Origin of the sequence: Aquabacterium sp. (assembly GCF_041915145.1) — a bacterium.
GTDB lineage: Bacteria > Pseudomonadota > Gammaproteobacteria > Burkholderiales > Burkholderiaceae_C > Aquabacterium.
Genome location: NZ_JAYSBZ010000014.1, coordinates 1 through 14,458, shown reverse-complemented (window position 1 = coordinate 14,458; position 14,458 = coordinate 1). Strand labels below are relative to the sequence as shown.

18 protein-coding genes are annotated in these 14,458 nt (G+C 65.8%); 9 read left to right on the top strand and 9 right to left on the bottom strand.

Translation table 11 applies throughout. The annotated features are described in order from the left end of the window. The first annotated feature begins 21 nt into the window (after positions 1–21). From ACE3SS_RS04375 to ACE3SS_RS04360, 4 genes are all read left to right on the top strand, one after another. Positions 22–882 carry an A24 family peptidase gene (locus ACE3SS_RS04375; RefSeq protein WP_374591738.1) on the top strand — a complete coding sequence of 287 codons (861 nt, stop codon included), beginning with the start codon at positions 22–24 and terminating at the stop codon, positions 880–882. Between the two features lie 68 nt (positions 883–950). Further along, complete coding sequence (gene coaE / locus ACE3SS_RS04370; RefSeq protein WP_374591736.1) at positions 951–1,604, top strand: dephospho-CoA kinase; 654 nt, start codon at positions 951–953, stop codon at positions 1,602–1,604. A 57-nt stretch (positions 1,605–1,661) separates the two neighbouring features. Then, positions 1,662–2,417, top strand: a complete 756-nt coding sequence (gene zapD / locus ACE3SS_RS04365; protein WP_374591734.1) for a cell division protein ZapD — start codon at positions 1,662–1,664, stop codon at positions 2,415–2,417. A gap of 11 nt (positions 2,418–2,428) precedes the next feature. Beyond that, entirely contained in the window at positions 2,429–2,677 is a 249-nt protein-coding gene (locus tag ACE3SS_RS04360) for a DNA gyrase inhibitor YacG (RefSeq protein ID WP_374591732.1), read from the top strand. A gap of 24 nt (positions 2,678–2,701) precedes the next feature. Here the strand turns inward: ACE3SS_RS04360 and ACE3SS_RS04355 are convergent, their stop codons facing one another. From ACE3SS_RS04355 to argB, 5 genes are all read right to left on the bottom strand, one after another. Further along, the gene (locus ACE3SS_RS04355) at positions 2,702–3,154 is read right to left on the bottom strand and encodes an NUDIX domain-containing protein (RefSeq protein ID WP_374591730.1); all 453 of its coding nucleotides are present in this window, start codon (positions 3,152–3,154) and stop codon (positions 2,702–2,704) included. Then, a complete protein-coding gene (locus tag ACE3SS_RS04350) occupies positions 3,151–4,062 on the bottom strand; it encodes an ATP-binding protein (RefSeq protein WP_374591728.1) in 912 nt (303 codons plus the stop codon). Before ACE3SS_RS04350 ends, ACE3SS_RS04355 begins: the two co-directional genes overlap by 4 nt. Positions 4,063–4,117: 55 nt before the next feature. Continuing rightward, the gene (slmA, locus tag ACE3SS_RS04345) at positions 4,118–4,780 is read right to left on the bottom strand and encodes a nucleoid occlusion factor SlmA (protein WP_374591726.1); all 663 of its coding nucleotides are present in this window, start codon (positions 4,778–4,780) and stop codon (positions 4,118–4,120) included. Further along, a complete protein-coding gene (locus tag ACE3SS_RS04340; protein ID WP_374591724.1) occupies positions 4,780–5,529 on the bottom strand; it encodes a pyrimidine 5'-nucleotidase in 750 nt (249 codons plus the stop codon). The genes slmA and ACE3SS_RS04340 overlap by 1 nt, the downstream gene beginning before the upstream one ends. A 138-nt stretch (positions 5,530–5,667) precedes the next feature. Next, positions 5,668–6,588: an acetylglutamate kinase gene (gene argB, locus ACE3SS_RS04335; RefSeq protein WP_374591722.1), complete on the bottom strand. Its 921-nt coding sequence runs from the start codon at positions 6,586–6,588 to the stop codon at positions 5,668–5,670. A gap of 65 nt (positions 6,589–6,653) precedes the next feature. On the opposite strand from argB, the gene greB reads away from it, so the two are divergent. Further along, a complete protein-coding gene (gene greB / locus ACE3SS_RS04330; RefSeq protein WP_374591720.1) occupies positions 6,654–7,208 on the top strand; it encodes a transcription elongation factor GreB in 555 nt (184 codons plus the stop codon). On the opposite strand, the gene ACE3SS_RS04325 is transcribed toward greB, so the two are convergent. The 4 genes from ACE3SS_RS04325 to ACE3SS_RS04310 form a co-directional block, all read right to left on the bottom strand. After that, on the bottom strand, positions 7,205–9,475 hold the full coding sequence (locus ACE3SS_RS04325) for a bifunctional (p)ppGpp synthetase/guanosine-3',5'-bis(diphosphate) 3'-pyrophosphohydrolase (RefSeq protein WP_374591718.1): 2,271 nt from the start codon (positions 9,473–9,475) through the stop codon (positions 7,205–7,207). The genes greB and ACE3SS_RS04325 overlap by 4 nt on opposite strands. A gap of 106 nt (positions 9,476–9,581) precedes the next feature. Next, complete coding sequence (rpoZ, locus tag ACE3SS_RS04320) at positions 9,582–9,785, bottom strand: DNA-directed RNA polymerase subunit omega (RefSeq protein ID WP_374591716.1); 204 nt, start codon at positions 9,783–9,785, stop codon at positions 9,582–9,584. A gap of 40 nt (positions 9,786–9,825) precedes the next feature. After that, complete coding sequence (gene gmk, locus ACE3SS_RS04315) at positions 9,826–10,446, bottom strand: guanylate kinase (protein ID WP_374591714.1); 621 nt, start codon at positions 10,444–10,446, stop codon at positions 9,826–9,828. 92 nt (positions 10,447–10,538) lie between these two features. Further along, a complete protein-coding gene (locus ACE3SS_RS04310; protein WP_374591712.1) occupies positions 10,539–11,465 on the bottom strand; it encodes a YicC/YloC family endoribonuclease in 927 nt (308 codons plus the stop codon). A 44-nt stretch (positions 11,466–11,509) separates the two neighbouring features. On the opposite strand from ACE3SS_RS04310, the gene ACE3SS_RS04305 reads away from it, so the two are divergent. The 4 genes from ACE3SS_RS04305 to ACE3SS_RS04290 all read left to right on the top strand — a co-directional run. Beyond that, positions 11,510–12,478 (top strand): serine/threonine protein kinase, encoded by a 969-nt coding sequence (locus ACE3SS_RS04305; RefSeq protein ID WP_374591804.1) that lies wholly within the window; start codon positions 11,510–11,512, stop codon positions 12,476–12,478. Beyond that, a complete protein-coding gene (locus ACE3SS_RS04300; RefSeq protein ID WP_374591710.1) occupies positions 12,478–13,410 on the top strand; it encodes a PP2C family serine/threonine-protein phosphatase in 933 nt (310 codons plus the stop codon). Before ACE3SS_RS04305 ends, ACE3SS_RS04300 begins: the two co-directional genes overlap by 1 nt. A gap of 8 nt (positions 13,411–13,418) precedes the next feature. Next, positions 13,419–14,156, top strand: a complete 738-nt coding sequence (gene rph / locus ACE3SS_RS04295; protein ID WP_374591708.1) for a ribonuclease PH — start codon at positions 13,419–13,421, stop codon at positions 14,154–14,156. Between the two features lie 4 nt (positions 14,157–14,160). After that, on the top strand, positions 14,161–14,458 hold a 298-nt coding region (locus ACE3SS_RS04290; protein WP_374591706.1), incomplete at its 3' end, for a non-canonical purine NTP pyrophosphatase.

Here is a 14,458-nt window from a genome sequence, read left to right as displayed (position 1 = left end):
GCATCTGGTGCGGCCATCACGATGAGCGTTGAGATCCCGGCAGCCTTGCTGTCGCCCCTGGCTCTGGCGCTCTTCGGGCTGTGCATCGGCAGCTTCCTGAACGTCGTCATCCACCGGCTGCCGCTGATGCTCGAGCGGCAGTGGAAGCGCGATAGCGCCGATCTGCTGGGCCTGCCCGACCCGGGCCGCGACGAGCCGCCGCTGGGTCTGGCGATGCCGGCCTCGCGCTGCCCGGCCTGCGGGCACCAGATCCGCTGGTTCGAGAACATCCCTGTGGTGAGCTGGCTGGCGCTGCGCGGCCGCTGCTCGTCTTGTTCGACGCGCATCTCGGCGCGCTACCCGCTGATCGAAGTGCTGACCGGCGCGCTGTTCGCCGCCACCGGCTGGCGCCTGGGCGCGGAGCCCAGCACCATCTTGTGGTGCCTGTTCGTTGCCACGCTGGTGGCCCTGGCGGGTATCGACTGGGACACCACTTTGTTGCCCGACGACCTCACCCTGCCCTTGCTCTGGGCCGGGCTGGCTGGCGCCGCGCTGGGCTGGACGCACACCCCCTTGACCGCCTCGCTGTGGGGCGCCATCGCCGGCTATCTGTCGCTGTGGTCGGTCTACTGGCTGTTCAAGCTGACCACCGGCAAAGAGGGCATGGGTTACGGCGACTTCAAGCTGCTGGCTGCGCTCGGTGCCTGGCTGGGGTGGCAGATGATTCTGCCGATCGTGCTGGCCTCGTCGGTGATCGGTGCCGTGGTCGGCATCGGCCTCAAGCTCACGGGCGGCTTGCGCGAAGGCCGCTACGTGCCGTTCGGCCCCTTCCTGGCCGGGGCGGGGCTCGCGGTGATGCTGGTCGGCGCCCCCACCACGCTGGAGTGGCTGGGCTGGGCCTGACCCGCTGAAAGGGGCGGCGCACGCCAGCCCCATCGCGCCCCGTCATCGAGCGCGTAACATCGCCCGCCATGAATGTTCCCCGCAGTTTGCACATCGGCCTGACCGGCGGGATCGGCAGCGGCAAAAGCACCGTCGGGCACCTGCTGGTGAAGCTTGGCGCGCATCTCGTCGATACCGACGCCATCTCGCGCGCCCTCACGGCAACAGGTGGTCGCGCCATCCCGATCGTGCGCGAGCGCTTCGGGGCCGAGGTGATCGACTCGAGCGGCGCCATGGACCGCACCCGCATGCGCGAGCTGATCTTTCGCGACCCCAGCGCCCGCCACGCGCTGGAAGGCATCCTCCACCCGCTGATCCACGACGAGACCGAAGCGCAGGCCTTGCTCGCGCAACCCGAACAGCCCGTGGTGTTCGACGTGCCGCTGCTGGTCGAATCGGGTCTGCGCTGGCGCAATCGCGTGCATCGCATCCTGGTGGTCGACTGCCCGGTGGAGGTGCAGATCGAGCGTGTCATGGCCCGCTCGGGCTGGGCCCGCGAGATGGTCGAGCGCGTCATCGCGCAACAGGCTTCGCGCGAGGCCCGGTTGGCCATGGCCGACGATGTGATCGTCAACCACGAACTCACCCTGGAAAACCTCGCTGACAAGGTGCAGGCGCTATGGAACGATTGGGCCCGCTTGCAAACGGGTCGCACGCCGAACGAGCCCACATCGTCAGGCTGATGTGGGCTTTGATGAAGTCATGTGGAACAATCGCCCATCGACGCAGGGAACCGAGCCTTGATCCTCTACGAATACCCCTTCAATGAAAGCATCCGCACGATGCTGCGGCTCGAACATCTGTTCGACCGACTCGGTCAACTGATCCCGCGCCCCGACGCGGTCGATCACCACTTCGCCCTGTCCACGATCTTCGAGATCATGGACGTGGCCTCGCGGGCCGATCTCAAGAGCGACCTGCTCAAGGAGCTCGAACGCCACAAAGCCCAGCTCAACAGCTACCGCGGCAACCCGGCTATTTCAGAGGCGGTGCTGAATCAGGTCATCGGCCGCATCGACCACGCCTACGACGGCCTCAACCAGCTGCAAGGCAAGGCTGGCCAGGCCCTCACCACCAACGAATGGTTGATGAGCGTGCGCAGCCGCATCAGCATTCCGGGCGGCACCTGCGAATTCGATCTGCCGGCCTACTACGCGTGGCAAAAAGGTCCGGTCGAGCGTCGCCAGCATGATCTGCAAAACTGGACCAACACCCTGATGCCACTCGCCGAAGCCTTGAAGATGCTGCTGGGCCTGCTGCGCGACTCGGGTCACCCGCACATGGTGGCCGCGCCGGGAGGCATGTACCAGCAAAGCCTGCCGCCGGGGCGGACCTTCCAGCTGCTGCGCCTGCGGCTCGATGCCGGCCTGGGCCTGGTGCCCGAGATCAGCGGCCACCGCCTGATGGTGGCGATTCGCCTGATGCGGCAAGACGCCGAGGGTCGCTTGCGCCCCAGCAACGAAGACGCGGGCTTCGAGCTCACGCTGTGCTCGTAATGGGGCAAGCCATGCCCAACGACCCCACAGCTCCCGTGACGATCAAACCACGCACCGTGCGCTGCCCGCGTTGCGGCGGCGACAGCATCTACAGCACCAGCAACCCCTATCGCCCGTTCTGTTCGGCAACCTGCAAGAACATCGACTTTGGGGCCTGGGCCAGCGAAACCTACCGGGTCGAGGCCGCCCCCGATCCGAACGACCCGGATGCGGGTCTGCCGCCCGACATCGAATCGCCCGGCCAACCGCTGAAGCACTGACCGCTTCCAGCGGCTCCGCTCACGTCAGACTCCCTGATGCGTGGCTTGGATGAAGCCGCGCTCCTCGGCAAACCAGCGCAGCACGGGCACCGTGCCGGGCAACACCGGCGTCACCTCGACCGGCAGGGTCTGCCAGGCCATGGTCTGCCCCTCGCGCATCTCGAACTCGCCGCTCCACTCGTAGACCTTGCAGAAGTGCAGTCGCACCAGCGCGTGGGGGTAGTCGAAGATTTCGATCTTCCACGGGTGGGTCGTGCCGATGGTGATGCCGAGCTCTTCGATCAACTCGCGGCGCAAGGCCTGATCGACCGTCTCGCCCGCTTCGAGCTTGCCGCCCGGGAATTCCCAATATCCCTCGTACACCTTGCCGGGCGGACGCGAGGTGAGCAGAAAGCGCCCCTCCGCGCCCTGCGCATCGCGCTCGACCAACACCCCCACCGCCACCTCGACGGGCGTGCGCTCACCGCCTCCGCTCATGATGCGTCGCCCTCGCCACGGCCAATGAAGTCCCGCGCAAACTGATAGGCCACGCGCCCCGAGCGCGAGCCGCGCTCCAGCGCCCACACCAAGGCCTGCGGCCGCGCTGCTTCGATAGCCTCGTCGGCCAAACCGAAGTGCCGCAGCCACTGCGCGACGATGGCCAGATATTCGTCCTGGCTGAACGGGTAGAAGCTGATCCACAGCCCGAAGCGCTCGGACAGCGAGATCTTCTCTTCCACCGCCTCGCCGGGGTGCACCTCGCCATCTGCCGTGTGCTTGTACGTCGCGTTCTCGTGGTGGTACTCGGGCAGCAGATGGCGGCGGTTCGACGTGGCCACGACCAGCACGTTGTCGCTGGCCGTCGAGACCGAGCCGTCCAGAATCGACTTCAGCGCCTTGTAGCCCGGCTCGCCCTCGTCGAAGCTGAGGTCGTCGCAATACACGATGAAGCGCTCGGGCCGCTCGGCGATCAGGGCGACGATGTCGGGCAGGTCGACCAGATCGGCCTTGTCGACTTCGATGAGGCGCAGCCCCTGGGCCGCGAATTCATTGAGACTGGCCTTGATCAGCGAGGACTTGCCCGTGCCGCGCGCGCCGCTGAGCAGCACGTTGTTGGCCGGCCGCCCCGCCACGAATTGCGCGAGGTTGCGCACCAGGCGCTCTTTCTGGGTGTCGACTTCTTTCAGATCGACCAGCCGCAGCGGCGCGAGCTGGCGCACCGGCTCCAGCCAACCACCGCCGATCCAGCCAGCGCGCTTGCGAAAGCGAAACGCCACCGAGGCCGACCAATCGGGCGCATTGACCGCCAGGCTCTGCGGCCCGGGCACCAGGTGAAGCAAGGCATCAAAACGCTGCAGCAACGCATCGGCGCGTGCCAGCAAGGCATCAAACGATTGAGGATTCATCGCGCCAGTTTAGGCGCAGCTCGACAGCGCCCGCCCGCGTGGGGGCAAGGCCGGGTCAGACGATCAGCTGGCGCAGCGCGACGTCGAGATACTCGGTCGGCAGGCGCTTGAAGCCCGAGCGGGCAAAGCGCTGCAGGCGCCCGAGCACGAAGCTCACGGCCAGCGAGGCGGCCGCTTGCGCGTCCACCGTGGGCGACTGCGAGCCCGTGCCGTCGGCATGCGCGCGCAGGCTCTGGCGCAACTGCGATTCGAGCCGGTCGAAGAACTGGTTCATGCGGGCGATCAGGCGCTCGTTCTCGAACACCAGCGCGTCGCCCACCATCACGCGGGCCATGCCGGGGTTCTTCTCGCCGAACTGCAGCACCATGGCGACGATCTTCTGCGCCTGCGCCGCCCCCTGGGGCTCGCGCTCGATGAGCTGGTTGGCCAGGGTGAACACGCTTTGCTCGACGAACTCGATCAGCCCCTCGAACATCTGCGCCTTGCTGGCGAAGTGTCGGTACAGCGCGGCCTCGCTCACCTGCAGCCGAGCGGCCAGCGCGGCGGTGGTGATGCGGTCAGCATCGGGCTGCTCCAGCATGCTGGCCAGCGTTTGCAGGATCTGGATGCGGCGCTCGCCGGGCTTGGGGCGCTTGCGACCAGGCGCCTCAGCAACGTCGACAGAGGGCACCACCGAATCGGCAGCGGGAGCGACAGCAGGGGCTACAGATTCGGTCATCAGATGGGGCGAGTGGATGGATTCCAGCGGCGCAGCTCTTGAAGATTTTTGATTCTGGCACACACAAACGCGGGTTTGCGGCGCAGGTAAATGCCTACTTCGGGCCCGGAGCCGATTGCGCGAGATTTGTCACGCAAACCGCCGCCCCAGTCGCTGCGCAGATAGCGCTGCATCCACACCGTGCACATCCCCACGCGCCGAGCGGCACGCAAATGGCCCACCGTGTCCTCGACCAGCACCGTGCGGGCCGGCCGGAGCTTCAAGCGCGCCAAGACCACCCGCAGCATGCGCGCGTCGGGCTTGGGTCGCAATTGGCCAAAAACCCGCATGCCCTCGATGCTGACCACCGCCTCGAAGCACCCCGCCAGGCCCAGCTCGGTCAACACCCGCTTGGCATAAGCCGCCGGCGCATTGGTGAGCACCAACTTTCGGCCGGGCAGACGCTGCAGCGCCACGCGGTCGTGCGCGGCCATCCGCAGCGCGGCCTCCAGATCGGGCAGGCGATGGGTTTGCTCCAGAAAGTGCGCGGCCCGCACGCCGTGGTGGCGCTCCAGCCCCAGCAGGGTTGCGCCATAGCGGCGCCAGTATTCGCGCCGCAGCCAGTCGGCATGAGCCACATCGACGCCGAGATGCTCGGCGATGTAGCCGGTCATCGTGTCGTCGAGGCGGTGGAAGACCGCGTGCGACGCGTCGTGCAGCGTGTTGTCGAGGTCGAACAGCCAGACCAGGCCGCCCCGGGATGCGTTCATCTCGAACCGCCCCCGCCCAGCCGCGCCAAACCACGGATGCTCGACGCGCCCACCGGCCAGCCGCCGGGCCGCCCCAAGGCCGGCCGAGCCCCCGCGGGGGGTGGCGCTGCCACGCAGTGGCAAGCCTGGGGGCTCACGTCAGTGCGAGCGGATCATCGTGCCGTAGGCCTGATCGCTCAGGATCTCGAGCAGCATCGCGTGCGGCACGCGGCCGTCGATGATGTGCACGGCGTTGACGCCGCTCTTGGCCGCGTCGAGCGCCGAGCTGATCTTGGGCAGCATGCCGCCGCTGATCGTGCCATCGGCAAACAGCTCGTCGATCTCGCGCGCCGACAGGTCGGTCAGCAGCTTGCCGGTCTTGTCGAGCACGCCGGGGGTGTTGGTCAGCAGCATCAGCTTCTCGGCCTTGAGCACTTCGGCCAGCTTGCCCGCCACCACGTCGGCATTGATGTTGTAGCTCTCGTTGCTCTCGCCAAAACCGATGGGCGAAATGACGGGGATGAACTGGTCGTCCTGCAGCGCCTTGACCACGCTGGGGTCGATCGAGACGATTTCGCCGACCTGGCCGACGTCGTGCTCCTTGCTGGGGTCGTCCTTGTCGACCATCTTGAGCTTCTTGGCGCGAACCATGCCGCCGTCGCGCCCGGTCAGGCCCACGGCCTTGCCGCCCGCCACGTTGATCAGGCCGACGATGTCTTGCTGCACCTCGCCGCCCAGCACCCACTCGACGACCTCCATCGTCTCTTCGTCGGTCACGCGCATGCCCTGGATGAAGGTGCCCTTCTTGCCGATCTTGGCCAGTGCCTCATCGATCTGCGGGCCGCCGCCGTGCACCACCACCGGGTTCATGCCGACCAGCTTGAGCAGCACGATGTCTTCGGCGAAATCCTGCTGCAGCGCCGGGTCGGTCATGGCGTTGCCGCCGTACTTGACCACGATGGTCTTGCCGTGGAACTTGCGGATGTAGGGCAAGGCTTGCGCGAGGATCTCGGCCTTGTCGCGCGGGGCGATGTGGCTCAGGTCGGCGGCTTCGTGCGATGCGGGGGGCTCTTTGCTCATGGGTGGACTTTGGGAGGCGGCAAGTGGGAGAAATTTAAAATCGACCCGAAATTGTAGGGTGCGCGATGAACAAGGCCTTCACCAAGGAACCAGACGGCGAGGACGACGACGAAGTCGGCCTGCCCCCGCTGCCGCCCGGCGGCAAGAACTACATCACCCCGGCCGGCTACCGGCGGCTGCGCGACGAGTTGCTGACGCTGATCGACGTCGAGCGGCCCAAGGTCGTCGAGGTGGTGCACTGGGCCGCGTCCAACGGCGACCGCTCCGAGAACGGCGACTATCTCTACGGCAAGAAGCGCCTGCGCGAGATCGACCGCCGCATCCGCTTTCTGACCAGGCGGCTCGACATCGCCGAGGTCGCCGACCCGAGCGCGCATTTTGGCAACGACCAGATCTTCTTCGGCGCCACGGTCACCTATGCCAACACCAGCGGCGAAGAGCGCACCATCACGATCAAGGGCATCGACGAGACCGACAACCTCCAAGGCGAAGTCAGCTGGGTGTCGCCGATTGCCCGCGCCCTGCTCAAGGCCCGCGAGGGCGACGAAGTGCAGCTGATGACGCCCGGCGGGCTCGAAAAACTCGAAGTGATCGAGGTGCGCTACCCGGCGCCGAGTTAGGGCCGGATGCGCGAAACCTTCAGCACCGGCTGAGCACGCTTGACGGCGCGCAGCACGTCGGCCAAGTGGTGACGATCGCTCACGGCCACGCGCAGGCGCAGCTCGGCGGTTTCGGCCAACTGCTCGTCACCCATGTCGATGTGGGTGATGTCCGCCTCGGCCGCGCTGACCGCCTGGGCCACCTGCGCGAGCACACCCTTGCCGTTCTTCACGAGCACCAGGATGCCAGTCTCGAACGCGCGGGTGGGCTCTTCCGACCACTCCACGTCGATCCAGCGCTCGCTGTCGCGCTCGAACAGCTTCTGCCCGATCGAGCAATCGGCCGTGTGCACCACCAGGCCTTCGCCGCGCCCGAGGTAGCCGACGATCTCGTCGCCCGGGATCGGCCGGCAGCAGGTGGCCAGATGCACGGTCGCGCCTTCACTGCCATCGAGCACCACCGCTGCTTGCGTGGGTGCGTTGTCGTCCGAGGCGTAGCGCCCCATCGACAGCGTGAGCGCATCGGGACGCGCGCCCATGTCGGTGAGCAGTTGCGCCAACCGCTTGGCCACGATGCCCGCGATCTTGCGGCCCAGGCCGATATCGACCATCAACTCGCGGCGCGTGCGGTTGCCGCTCCAGCGCAGCACGGCCTGCCACAAGGCACCCGAGTCGCCACCGCTGGCTTCGTCACCCTCGGGCAGGCTGAGCCCCTCGCTGCGCATGGCTTGCATCAGCAACTTCTCGCCGAGCTCGAGCGACTCTTCGGCCTCGAGGTTCTTGAGGTAGTGGCGGATCTTGGAGCGCGCCCGCCCCGTACGCACGAAGTTGAGCCAGCCGGGGTTGGGTCGCGCGCTGTGCGCCGTCACCACTTCGACCACGTCGCCGCTGCGCAATTCGGTGCGCAAGGCCACCGGCTCGCCGTTCACCTTGGCTGCCACGCAATGGTCGCCCACGTCGCTGTGGATGGCATAGGCAAAGTCCACCGGCGTGGCGCCGCGCGGCAAGGCCAGGATCTTCGACTTGGGCGTGAACACGTAGACCGCATCCGGAAAGAGATCGATCTTGAGGTGCTCGAGAAACTCCGCCGAGTCGTTGGTGTCTTGCTGGATGTCGATCAGCGACTGCAGCCACACCGCCCCCTGGCGCGGGCCATCGATCTGCCCGGCTTCCTGGGTCTTGTACATCCAGTGCGCGGCGATGCCCTCCTCGGCCACCGCGTGCATCGATTCGGTCCGGATCTGAAACTCGACCGCCGTGCCGAGCGGATTCACCAACGTCGTATGCAGCGACTGGTAGCCGTTGCCCTTGGGGATCGCGATGTAGTCCTTGAAACGCCCCGGCAGCGGCTTGTAGAGCTGGTGCAGCACGCCCAGCGCCAGATAGCACTCGGGCAGCGTCTGCACCACCACGCGGAAACCGAAGATGTCGTTCACCTGCGCGAAGCTCAAGTGCTTCTCGCGCATCTTCTGGTAGATCGAATAGATCGTCTTCTCGCGCCCGTAGACGTGCGCCGTCACCGAGGCTGCGGCCAGCGCCTTTTCGACGTCGGCCTCGATGCGTGCCACGATGTCGCGCCGATAGCCGCGCGCCTTCTTGACGGCCTTGGAGAGCGCGCCGTAGCGCCACGGCTGCACGTACTGGAACGACAGCTCCTGCAACTCACGATAGGTCTGATTCAAGCCCAGGCGATGCGCGATCGGTGCGTAGATGTCGAGCGTTTCGCGGGCGATGCGGGCGCGCTTGTGCTGCACCATCGCGTCCATCGTCCGCATGTTGTGCAGCCGGTCGGCCAACTTGACCAGGATGACGCGCACATCGCGCGCCATGGCCAGCAGCATCTTGCGGAAGGACTCGGCCTGCGATTCTTCCTTGGTCGAGAACTGCAGCTTGTCGAGCTTGGTCAGGCCATCGACCAGCTCGGCCGTCGGCGCGCCGAAGCGCTCGATCAGCTCGATCTTGGTCACGCCGCAATCCTCCATCGCGTCGTGCATCAAGGCGGCCATGATGGCCTGGGCATCGAGCTTCCAGTCGGCGCACAGGCCGGCGACGGCGATGGGATGGGTGATGTACGGCTCGCCGCTGGCGCGGAACTGGCCCAGGTGGGCCTCGTCAGCGAACTTGTAGGCCTCGCGCACGCGCTTGGCGTCGGCGGCGTCGAGGTAATCGAGCTTGTGAGTCAGGGCGGCAAACGATGCCGCAGCCGCACCGGCGGCCCCCGCCACGGCGGCGTGGGGTTTGCTGTGCGCCACGCCCGGCGTGGCAGGTGGAACAGTCGCGCGGGTCATGCCAAAGAATGTAGCGTGACTCGACCTGCACCGCGTGGCCCGCAAGGCAAATACATGCTGGCCGGCACACCGGCCGCTTCAGGAAAGATCGCCAATAACAGGCCGCTCAGACCGGCACTTTGCGCAGCATTTCGAGGCCGACATGGCCTTCGGCGATTTCACGCAGGGCGGTCACGCCAGCCTTGTTCTTGGTTTCGACACGCGGCGTGTGGCCTTGGTTCAGCATGCGGGCACGGTACGTGGCGGCCAGAACCAGCTGGAAGCGGTTGGGGATCTTTTCCAGGCAATCTTCAACGGTGATACGGGCCATTTCTGACGAACTCCAGGCACGGGGGCACTTAAAAGCAACTTCAAGGCAAGTTCAGCGCGCTGAACACGACCGGCTTGCTGCGGCGCAGGGCGGCATACTTGAGCCGCTGCGAGTGAACGACGGTCTTCAGATCGAAAAGCGCCGTTTCAAACAGGGCATTGATTATAACGTAGTCGAAATGCTGCGCCTGCGCCACCTCGAAGCGGGCGTTGGCCATGCGGCGCTCGATCACTTCAGGGGCGTCCTCGCCGCGGCGCTTGAGGCGCTGCAGCAGCTCTTCCCAGCTCGGCGGCAGGATGAAGATCAACACGGCATTCGGGAAGATCTCCTTGATCTGCCGCGCCCCCTGCCAATCGATCTCGAGCACCACGTCATCGCCGGCGGCCATACGGGCCTCGATCGCCGCGCGCGAGGTGCCGTACATGTTGCCGTGCACCTCTGCCCACTCGAAGAAGTCGCCGCGCTCGATCATGTCGCGGAACTCGGCCTCGCCGACAAACCAGTATTCGCGGCCGTTTTGCTCCTGGCCACGCGGTGGACGCGTGCTGTGCGAAATCGACACCGCCAGGCGCGAATCGAGTTCCAGCAGCGCCTTGACCAGGCTGGACTTGCCGGCGCCGCTGGGTGCCGCCACGACAAAAAGATTACCGGGGTAGTCCATGCACGGGCTCCTCGTTACGTCCTCGGACCAGAGAGGTCTTCGATAGTTCTACAGCCCAAGCCGAGCGGGCATCAGCAGTTTCACGAGCAGATTCACTCGATGTTCTGCACCTGTTCACGCATTTGCTCGACCAGCACCTTCATTTCGACCGACACCTGAGTGAGTTCCAGTGCCGCCGACTTGGACCCCAGGGTATTGGCCTCGCGGTGCAACTCCTGAATCAGGAAGTCGAGCCGCTTGCCGATTTCGCCGCCTGCCTTCAACAGCCGCGTGATTTCGTCGAGGTGGGCGTTCAGGCGCGACAACTCTTCATCCACGTCCAGGCGCAACGCATACGCCGCAGCCTCGTTCAGGGCGCGATCCTGCAAGGCATCGGCCGGCAGCGACGTGGTGCCACCGCTGGCTTGCAGCGCTTCTTGCCAGCGCTGCAAGAAGCGCTCCTGTTGACGCGCCACGGCCTGCGGCACGAGCGGCGCGGACTGCTTGGCCAGTTCGCGCAAACCGGCAATGCGCTCCAGCAGGATCGCCACCAGCTTGTCGCCCTCGCGTTTGCGCGCCTCACGCAAAGCGGCGACACAGCGCCGGGCCGCGTCCATGGCCGCTTCGTCCAGGCGCTCCTGTGGAGCGCTGCCGCGACACCACTGCAGAACCTCGTGAACCGACAGCGGCGCGGCCTTGGGCAGCCACGATTGCACCGTGCCCTCGATGCGCGACAACGCATTGAGCTGATCAGGCTGAGGGCTGGGCCAACTGGTGTCGTCTTGCCGCTGCGTCGTCAAGCGCAATTCGATCTTGCCGCGCCGGAACTGCGCTGTCAGCAACTCACGCAGTACCGGCTCGAGTCCGCGCAGGTCATCGGGCAAACGAAAAACGAGGTCGAGAAACCGGCTGTTGACCGAACGGATTTCAACACCGACGCTGGCGGCCGATTTACTCGCCGGCGCGGCGTCTTCGCCCTTTTGGGCGGTTTCATCAGGGTTTTTCGGAGCACCGCTCAAGGCGCTCGCGTAACCGGTCATGCTGTAAACTGGCATGGAGCTTGTCGCACCGCAAAAATCTGATTATGTCAAAGCCCAAGCCCGCCCCCCTCCCAGCGGGCACTGTTGTTGGTGGATATCAAGTTGTCAGAAAGCTGGCTGCCGGGGGGTTTGGGGTCGTCTATCTGGCCGAAGACCCCGAGCAGCGACTCGTCGCCCTCAAGGAATACCTGCCGGCCTCGCTGGCCGAGCGCTCGGTTGGTGAACTGATTCCACGCGTCAAACCCGAAAAGCAACCGCTTTATCGATTGGGTTTGAAAAGCTTCTTTGAAGAAGGCCGCTCGCTCGCGCAAATTTCACACCCGAGCGTCGTTTCGGTGCTGAATTTCTTCCGCGAAAACGAAACGGTTTATATGGTGATGAATTACCTGCAGGGCGATACCTTGCAGGATTTCATCGTCACGGCGCGTGATCTCAAGCGTGACAAAGTATTTCGCGAATCGACCATCCGGTCGCTATTTGACGAAATATTGCGCGGCTTGCGCATCGTCCACCAATACAAGATGCTGCACCTGGACATCAAGCCGGCCAACATCTTCATCACCAACGAAAACAAGGCCGTGCTACTGGACTTCGGTGCCGCGCGCGAAGTGCTCTCGAAAGAGGGCAACTTCATCCGCCCGATGTACACGCCCGGCTTCGCGGCCCCCGAGATGTACCGCCGCGACGGCTCGCTCGGCCCCTGGACCGACATCTACGCCATCGGCGCCTGCATCTATGCCTGCATGCAAGGCTACCCGCCCAACGACGCCCCGCAGCGCATCGAGAAAGACCGCCTGGGCCTGTCGCTCTCGCGGCTGCGCAACGTGTACTCCGACAACCTGCTGGAAGTCACGGAATGGTGCATGTCGCTCGACCCGCTGTCTCGGCCGCAAAGCGTTTTTGCGTTACAAAAAGAGTTGGCGCGCGAAACCGAACGGCGCTATACCAAGCTCAGCTTCGGCGAACGCGTGAAGCTGCAAATCGAAAACCTGAAGACCGGCAATAAAGTCTGATGAGGTTCTCTGTCTATCAAGTCAGCCGCCGCGGCGGCCGCGAGAAAAATGAAGACCGCATGGGCTATTGCTACACGCGGGACTCGGGGCTGTTCGCACTGGCCGATGGCATGGGCGGACACCCCGAGGGCGAAATGGCCTCGCAGATCGCCCTGCAGACTTTGGCCGCGCTCTACCAGCGCGATGCCCGGCCGTCGCTGAAGGACCCGATCCGCTTCTTGCACGAGGCGATCATGGCCGGTCACCACCAGTTGCTGCGCTACGCCAGCGAGCGCGGACTGATCGACACGCCCCGCACCACCATCGTGGCTTGCGTACTGCAAGGCAATACCGCCTACTGGGCGCACTGCGGCGACTCGCGCCTGTACTTCGTGCGCGGCGACAAGCTCATCGCCCGCACCCGCGACCACTCGTATTCCGAGCTGCAAGAGACGCTGTCGGCCGTGGTGCCGATTGGCGAGCGCTACAACCGCAACGTGCTGTTCACCTGCCTGGGCAGCCCCGGCAAGCCGGTGGTGGACACCGCCGGCCCGCTGATCCTGCAAAAGGGCGACCGGGTGCTGATCTGCTCCGATGGCCTGTGGGGCAGCGTGAGCGACGAGGTCATCACGCAGCAGATGGCCTCGCGCACCATCTCCGACGCCGTGCCCGAACTCGTCGAGCAAGCCCTGCGCAACGCCGGACCCAAGAGCGACAACGTCACCGTGTTGTCGGTCGAGTGGGAGTCCGCCGAAGACGAAGACGCGGCGCGGGGCATCTCGACGGAGGCGCTGGGCGAGGAGGTTTTTGCCTCCACCATCCAGGCCAGCGTCGGTGGCGGCCCGGGCGGGGATGCCGACGATCTGGACGAGGCCGAGATCGAGCGCTCGATTCGCGAAATCAACGAAGCGATCCGGCGCTCGTCGCAAAACGCCGTCAACAAGAAATCCTGAGGTAGTTCATGAATGCTTTTGTTCGCACGAATGCTCGTGCGGCGGACGCCTTGCGTCCGGTTTCCATCGTGCGCAACTACACCAAGCATGCCGAGGGCTCGGTGCTGGTGTCGTTCGGCGACACGCAGGTGCTGTGCACCGCCTCGGTCGAAGAGCGCGTGCCGCCGCACAAGAAGGGCAGCGGCGAAGGCTGGGTGACGGCCGAGTACGGCATGCTGCCGCGCGCCACGCACACCCGCAGTGACCGCGAAGCGGCGCGCGGCAAGCAGAGCGGCCGCACGCAAGAGATCCAGCGCCTGATCGGCCGCTCGCTGCGCGCGGTGTTCGACCTCAAGCTGCTGGGCGAGCGCACCATCCAACTCGATTGCGACGTGATCCAGGCCGACGGCGGCACGCGCACGGCGGCCATCACCGGCGCCTACGTGGCCGCGCACGATGCGGTGGTCCACCTGCAAAAGCAAGGCAAGCTGACGGGCGAGTCGCCGCTGCGCGACCACATCGCGGCAGTGAGCGTGGGCATCGTGCAGGGCACGCCGCTGCTCGATCTCGAATACGTCGAGGACTCGGCCTGCGACACCGACATGAACGTGGTGATGACCGGCGCCGGGCATTTCGTCGAGGTGCAGGGCACGGCCGAAGGCGCTGCTTTCAGTCGCGCCGAGATGGACGCCTTGCTGAACCTGGCCGACAAGGGCATCCGCGACCTGGTGCTGGCGCAGCAGCGTGCGCTGCGCGACGTCCGCTGACATCGTGACCCGACTGGTGCTGGCGTCGAACAACGCCAAGAAGCTCAAGGAGTTGCAAGCGCTGCTGGCGCCGACGGGTGTCGAGTTGATCACGCAGGGCTCGCTGGGCATTGCCGAGGCCGAGGAGCCGCACCTCACCTTCATCGAGAACGCGCTGGCCAAGGCGCGCCACGCCGCGCGTGCGTCGGGCCTGCCGGCGCTGGCCGACGATTCGGGCTTGTGCGTAGACGCGCTGGGCGGCGCGCCGGGCGTGCTGTCGGCCCGCTACGCCACGCTGTTCGGCCAGCCCAAGAGCGACGCCG

Bases quoted from the DNA above. Each gene is read 5' to 3' on its own strand.
- ACE3SS_RS04375 (WP_374591738.1), top strand. From the start codon at position 22: ATGAGCGTTGAGATCCCGGCAGCCTTGCTGTCGCCCCTGGCTCTGGCG.
- coaE (WP_374591736.1), top strand. From the start codon at position 951: ATGAATGTTCCCCGCAGTTTGCACATCGGCCTGACCGGCGGGATCGGC.
- ACE3SS_RS04360 (WP_374591732.1), top strand. From the start codon at position 2,429: ATGCCCAACGACCCCACAGCTCCCGTGACGATCAAACCACGCACCGTG.
- ACE3SS_RS04355 (WP_374591730.1), bottom strand. From the start codon at position 3,154: ATGAGCGGAGGCGGTGAGCGCACGCCCGTCGAGGTGGCGGTGGGGGTG.
- ACE3SS_RS04350 (WP_374591728.1), bottom strand. From the start codon at position 4,062: ATGAATCCTCAATCGTTTGATGCCTTGCTGGCACGCGCCGATGCGTTG.
- slmA (WP_374591726.1), bottom strand. From the start codon at position 4,780: ATGACCGAATCTGTAGCCCCTGCTGTCGCTCCCGCTGCCGATTCGGTG.
- ACE3SS_RS04340 (WP_374591724.1), bottom strand. From the start codon at position 5,529: ATGAACGCATCCCGGGGCGGCCTGGTCTGGCTGTTCGACCTCGACAAC.
- argB (WP_374591722.1), bottom strand. From the start codon at position 6,588: ATGAGCAAAGAGCCCCCCGCATCGCACGAAGCCGCCGACCTGAGCCAC.
- greB (WP_374591720.1), top strand. From the start codon at position 6,654: ATGAACAAGGCCTTCACCAAGGAACCAGACGGCGAGGACGACGACGAA.
- ACE3SS_RS04325 (WP_374591718.1), bottom strand. From the start codon at position 9,475: ATGACCCGCGCGACTGTTCCACCTGCCACGCCGGGCGTGGCGCACAGC.
- rpoZ (WP_374591716.1), bottom strand. From the start codon at position 9,785: ATGGCCCGTATCACCGTTGAAGATTGCCTGGAAAAGATCCCCAACCGC.
- gmk (WP_374591714.1), bottom strand. From the start codon at position 10,446: ATGGACTACCCCGGTAATCTTTTTGTCGTGGCGGCACCCAGCGGCGCC.
- ACE3SS_RS04310 (WP_374591712.1), bottom strand. From the start codon at position 11,465: ATGACCGGTTACGCGAGCGCCTTGAGCGGTGCTCCGAAAAACCCTGAT.
- ACE3SS_RS04305 (WP_374591804.1), top strand. From the start codon at position 11,510: ATGTCAAAGCCCAAGCCCGCCCCCCTCCCAGCGGGCACTGTTGTTGGT.
- ACE3SS_RS04300 (WP_374591710.1), top strand. From the start codon at position 12,478: ATGAGGTTCTCTGTCTATCAAGTCAGCCGCCGCGGCGGCCGCGAGAAA.
- rph (WP_374591708.1), top strand. From the start codon at position 13,419: ATGAATGCTTTTGTTCGCACGAATGCTCGTGCGGCGGACGCCTTGCGT.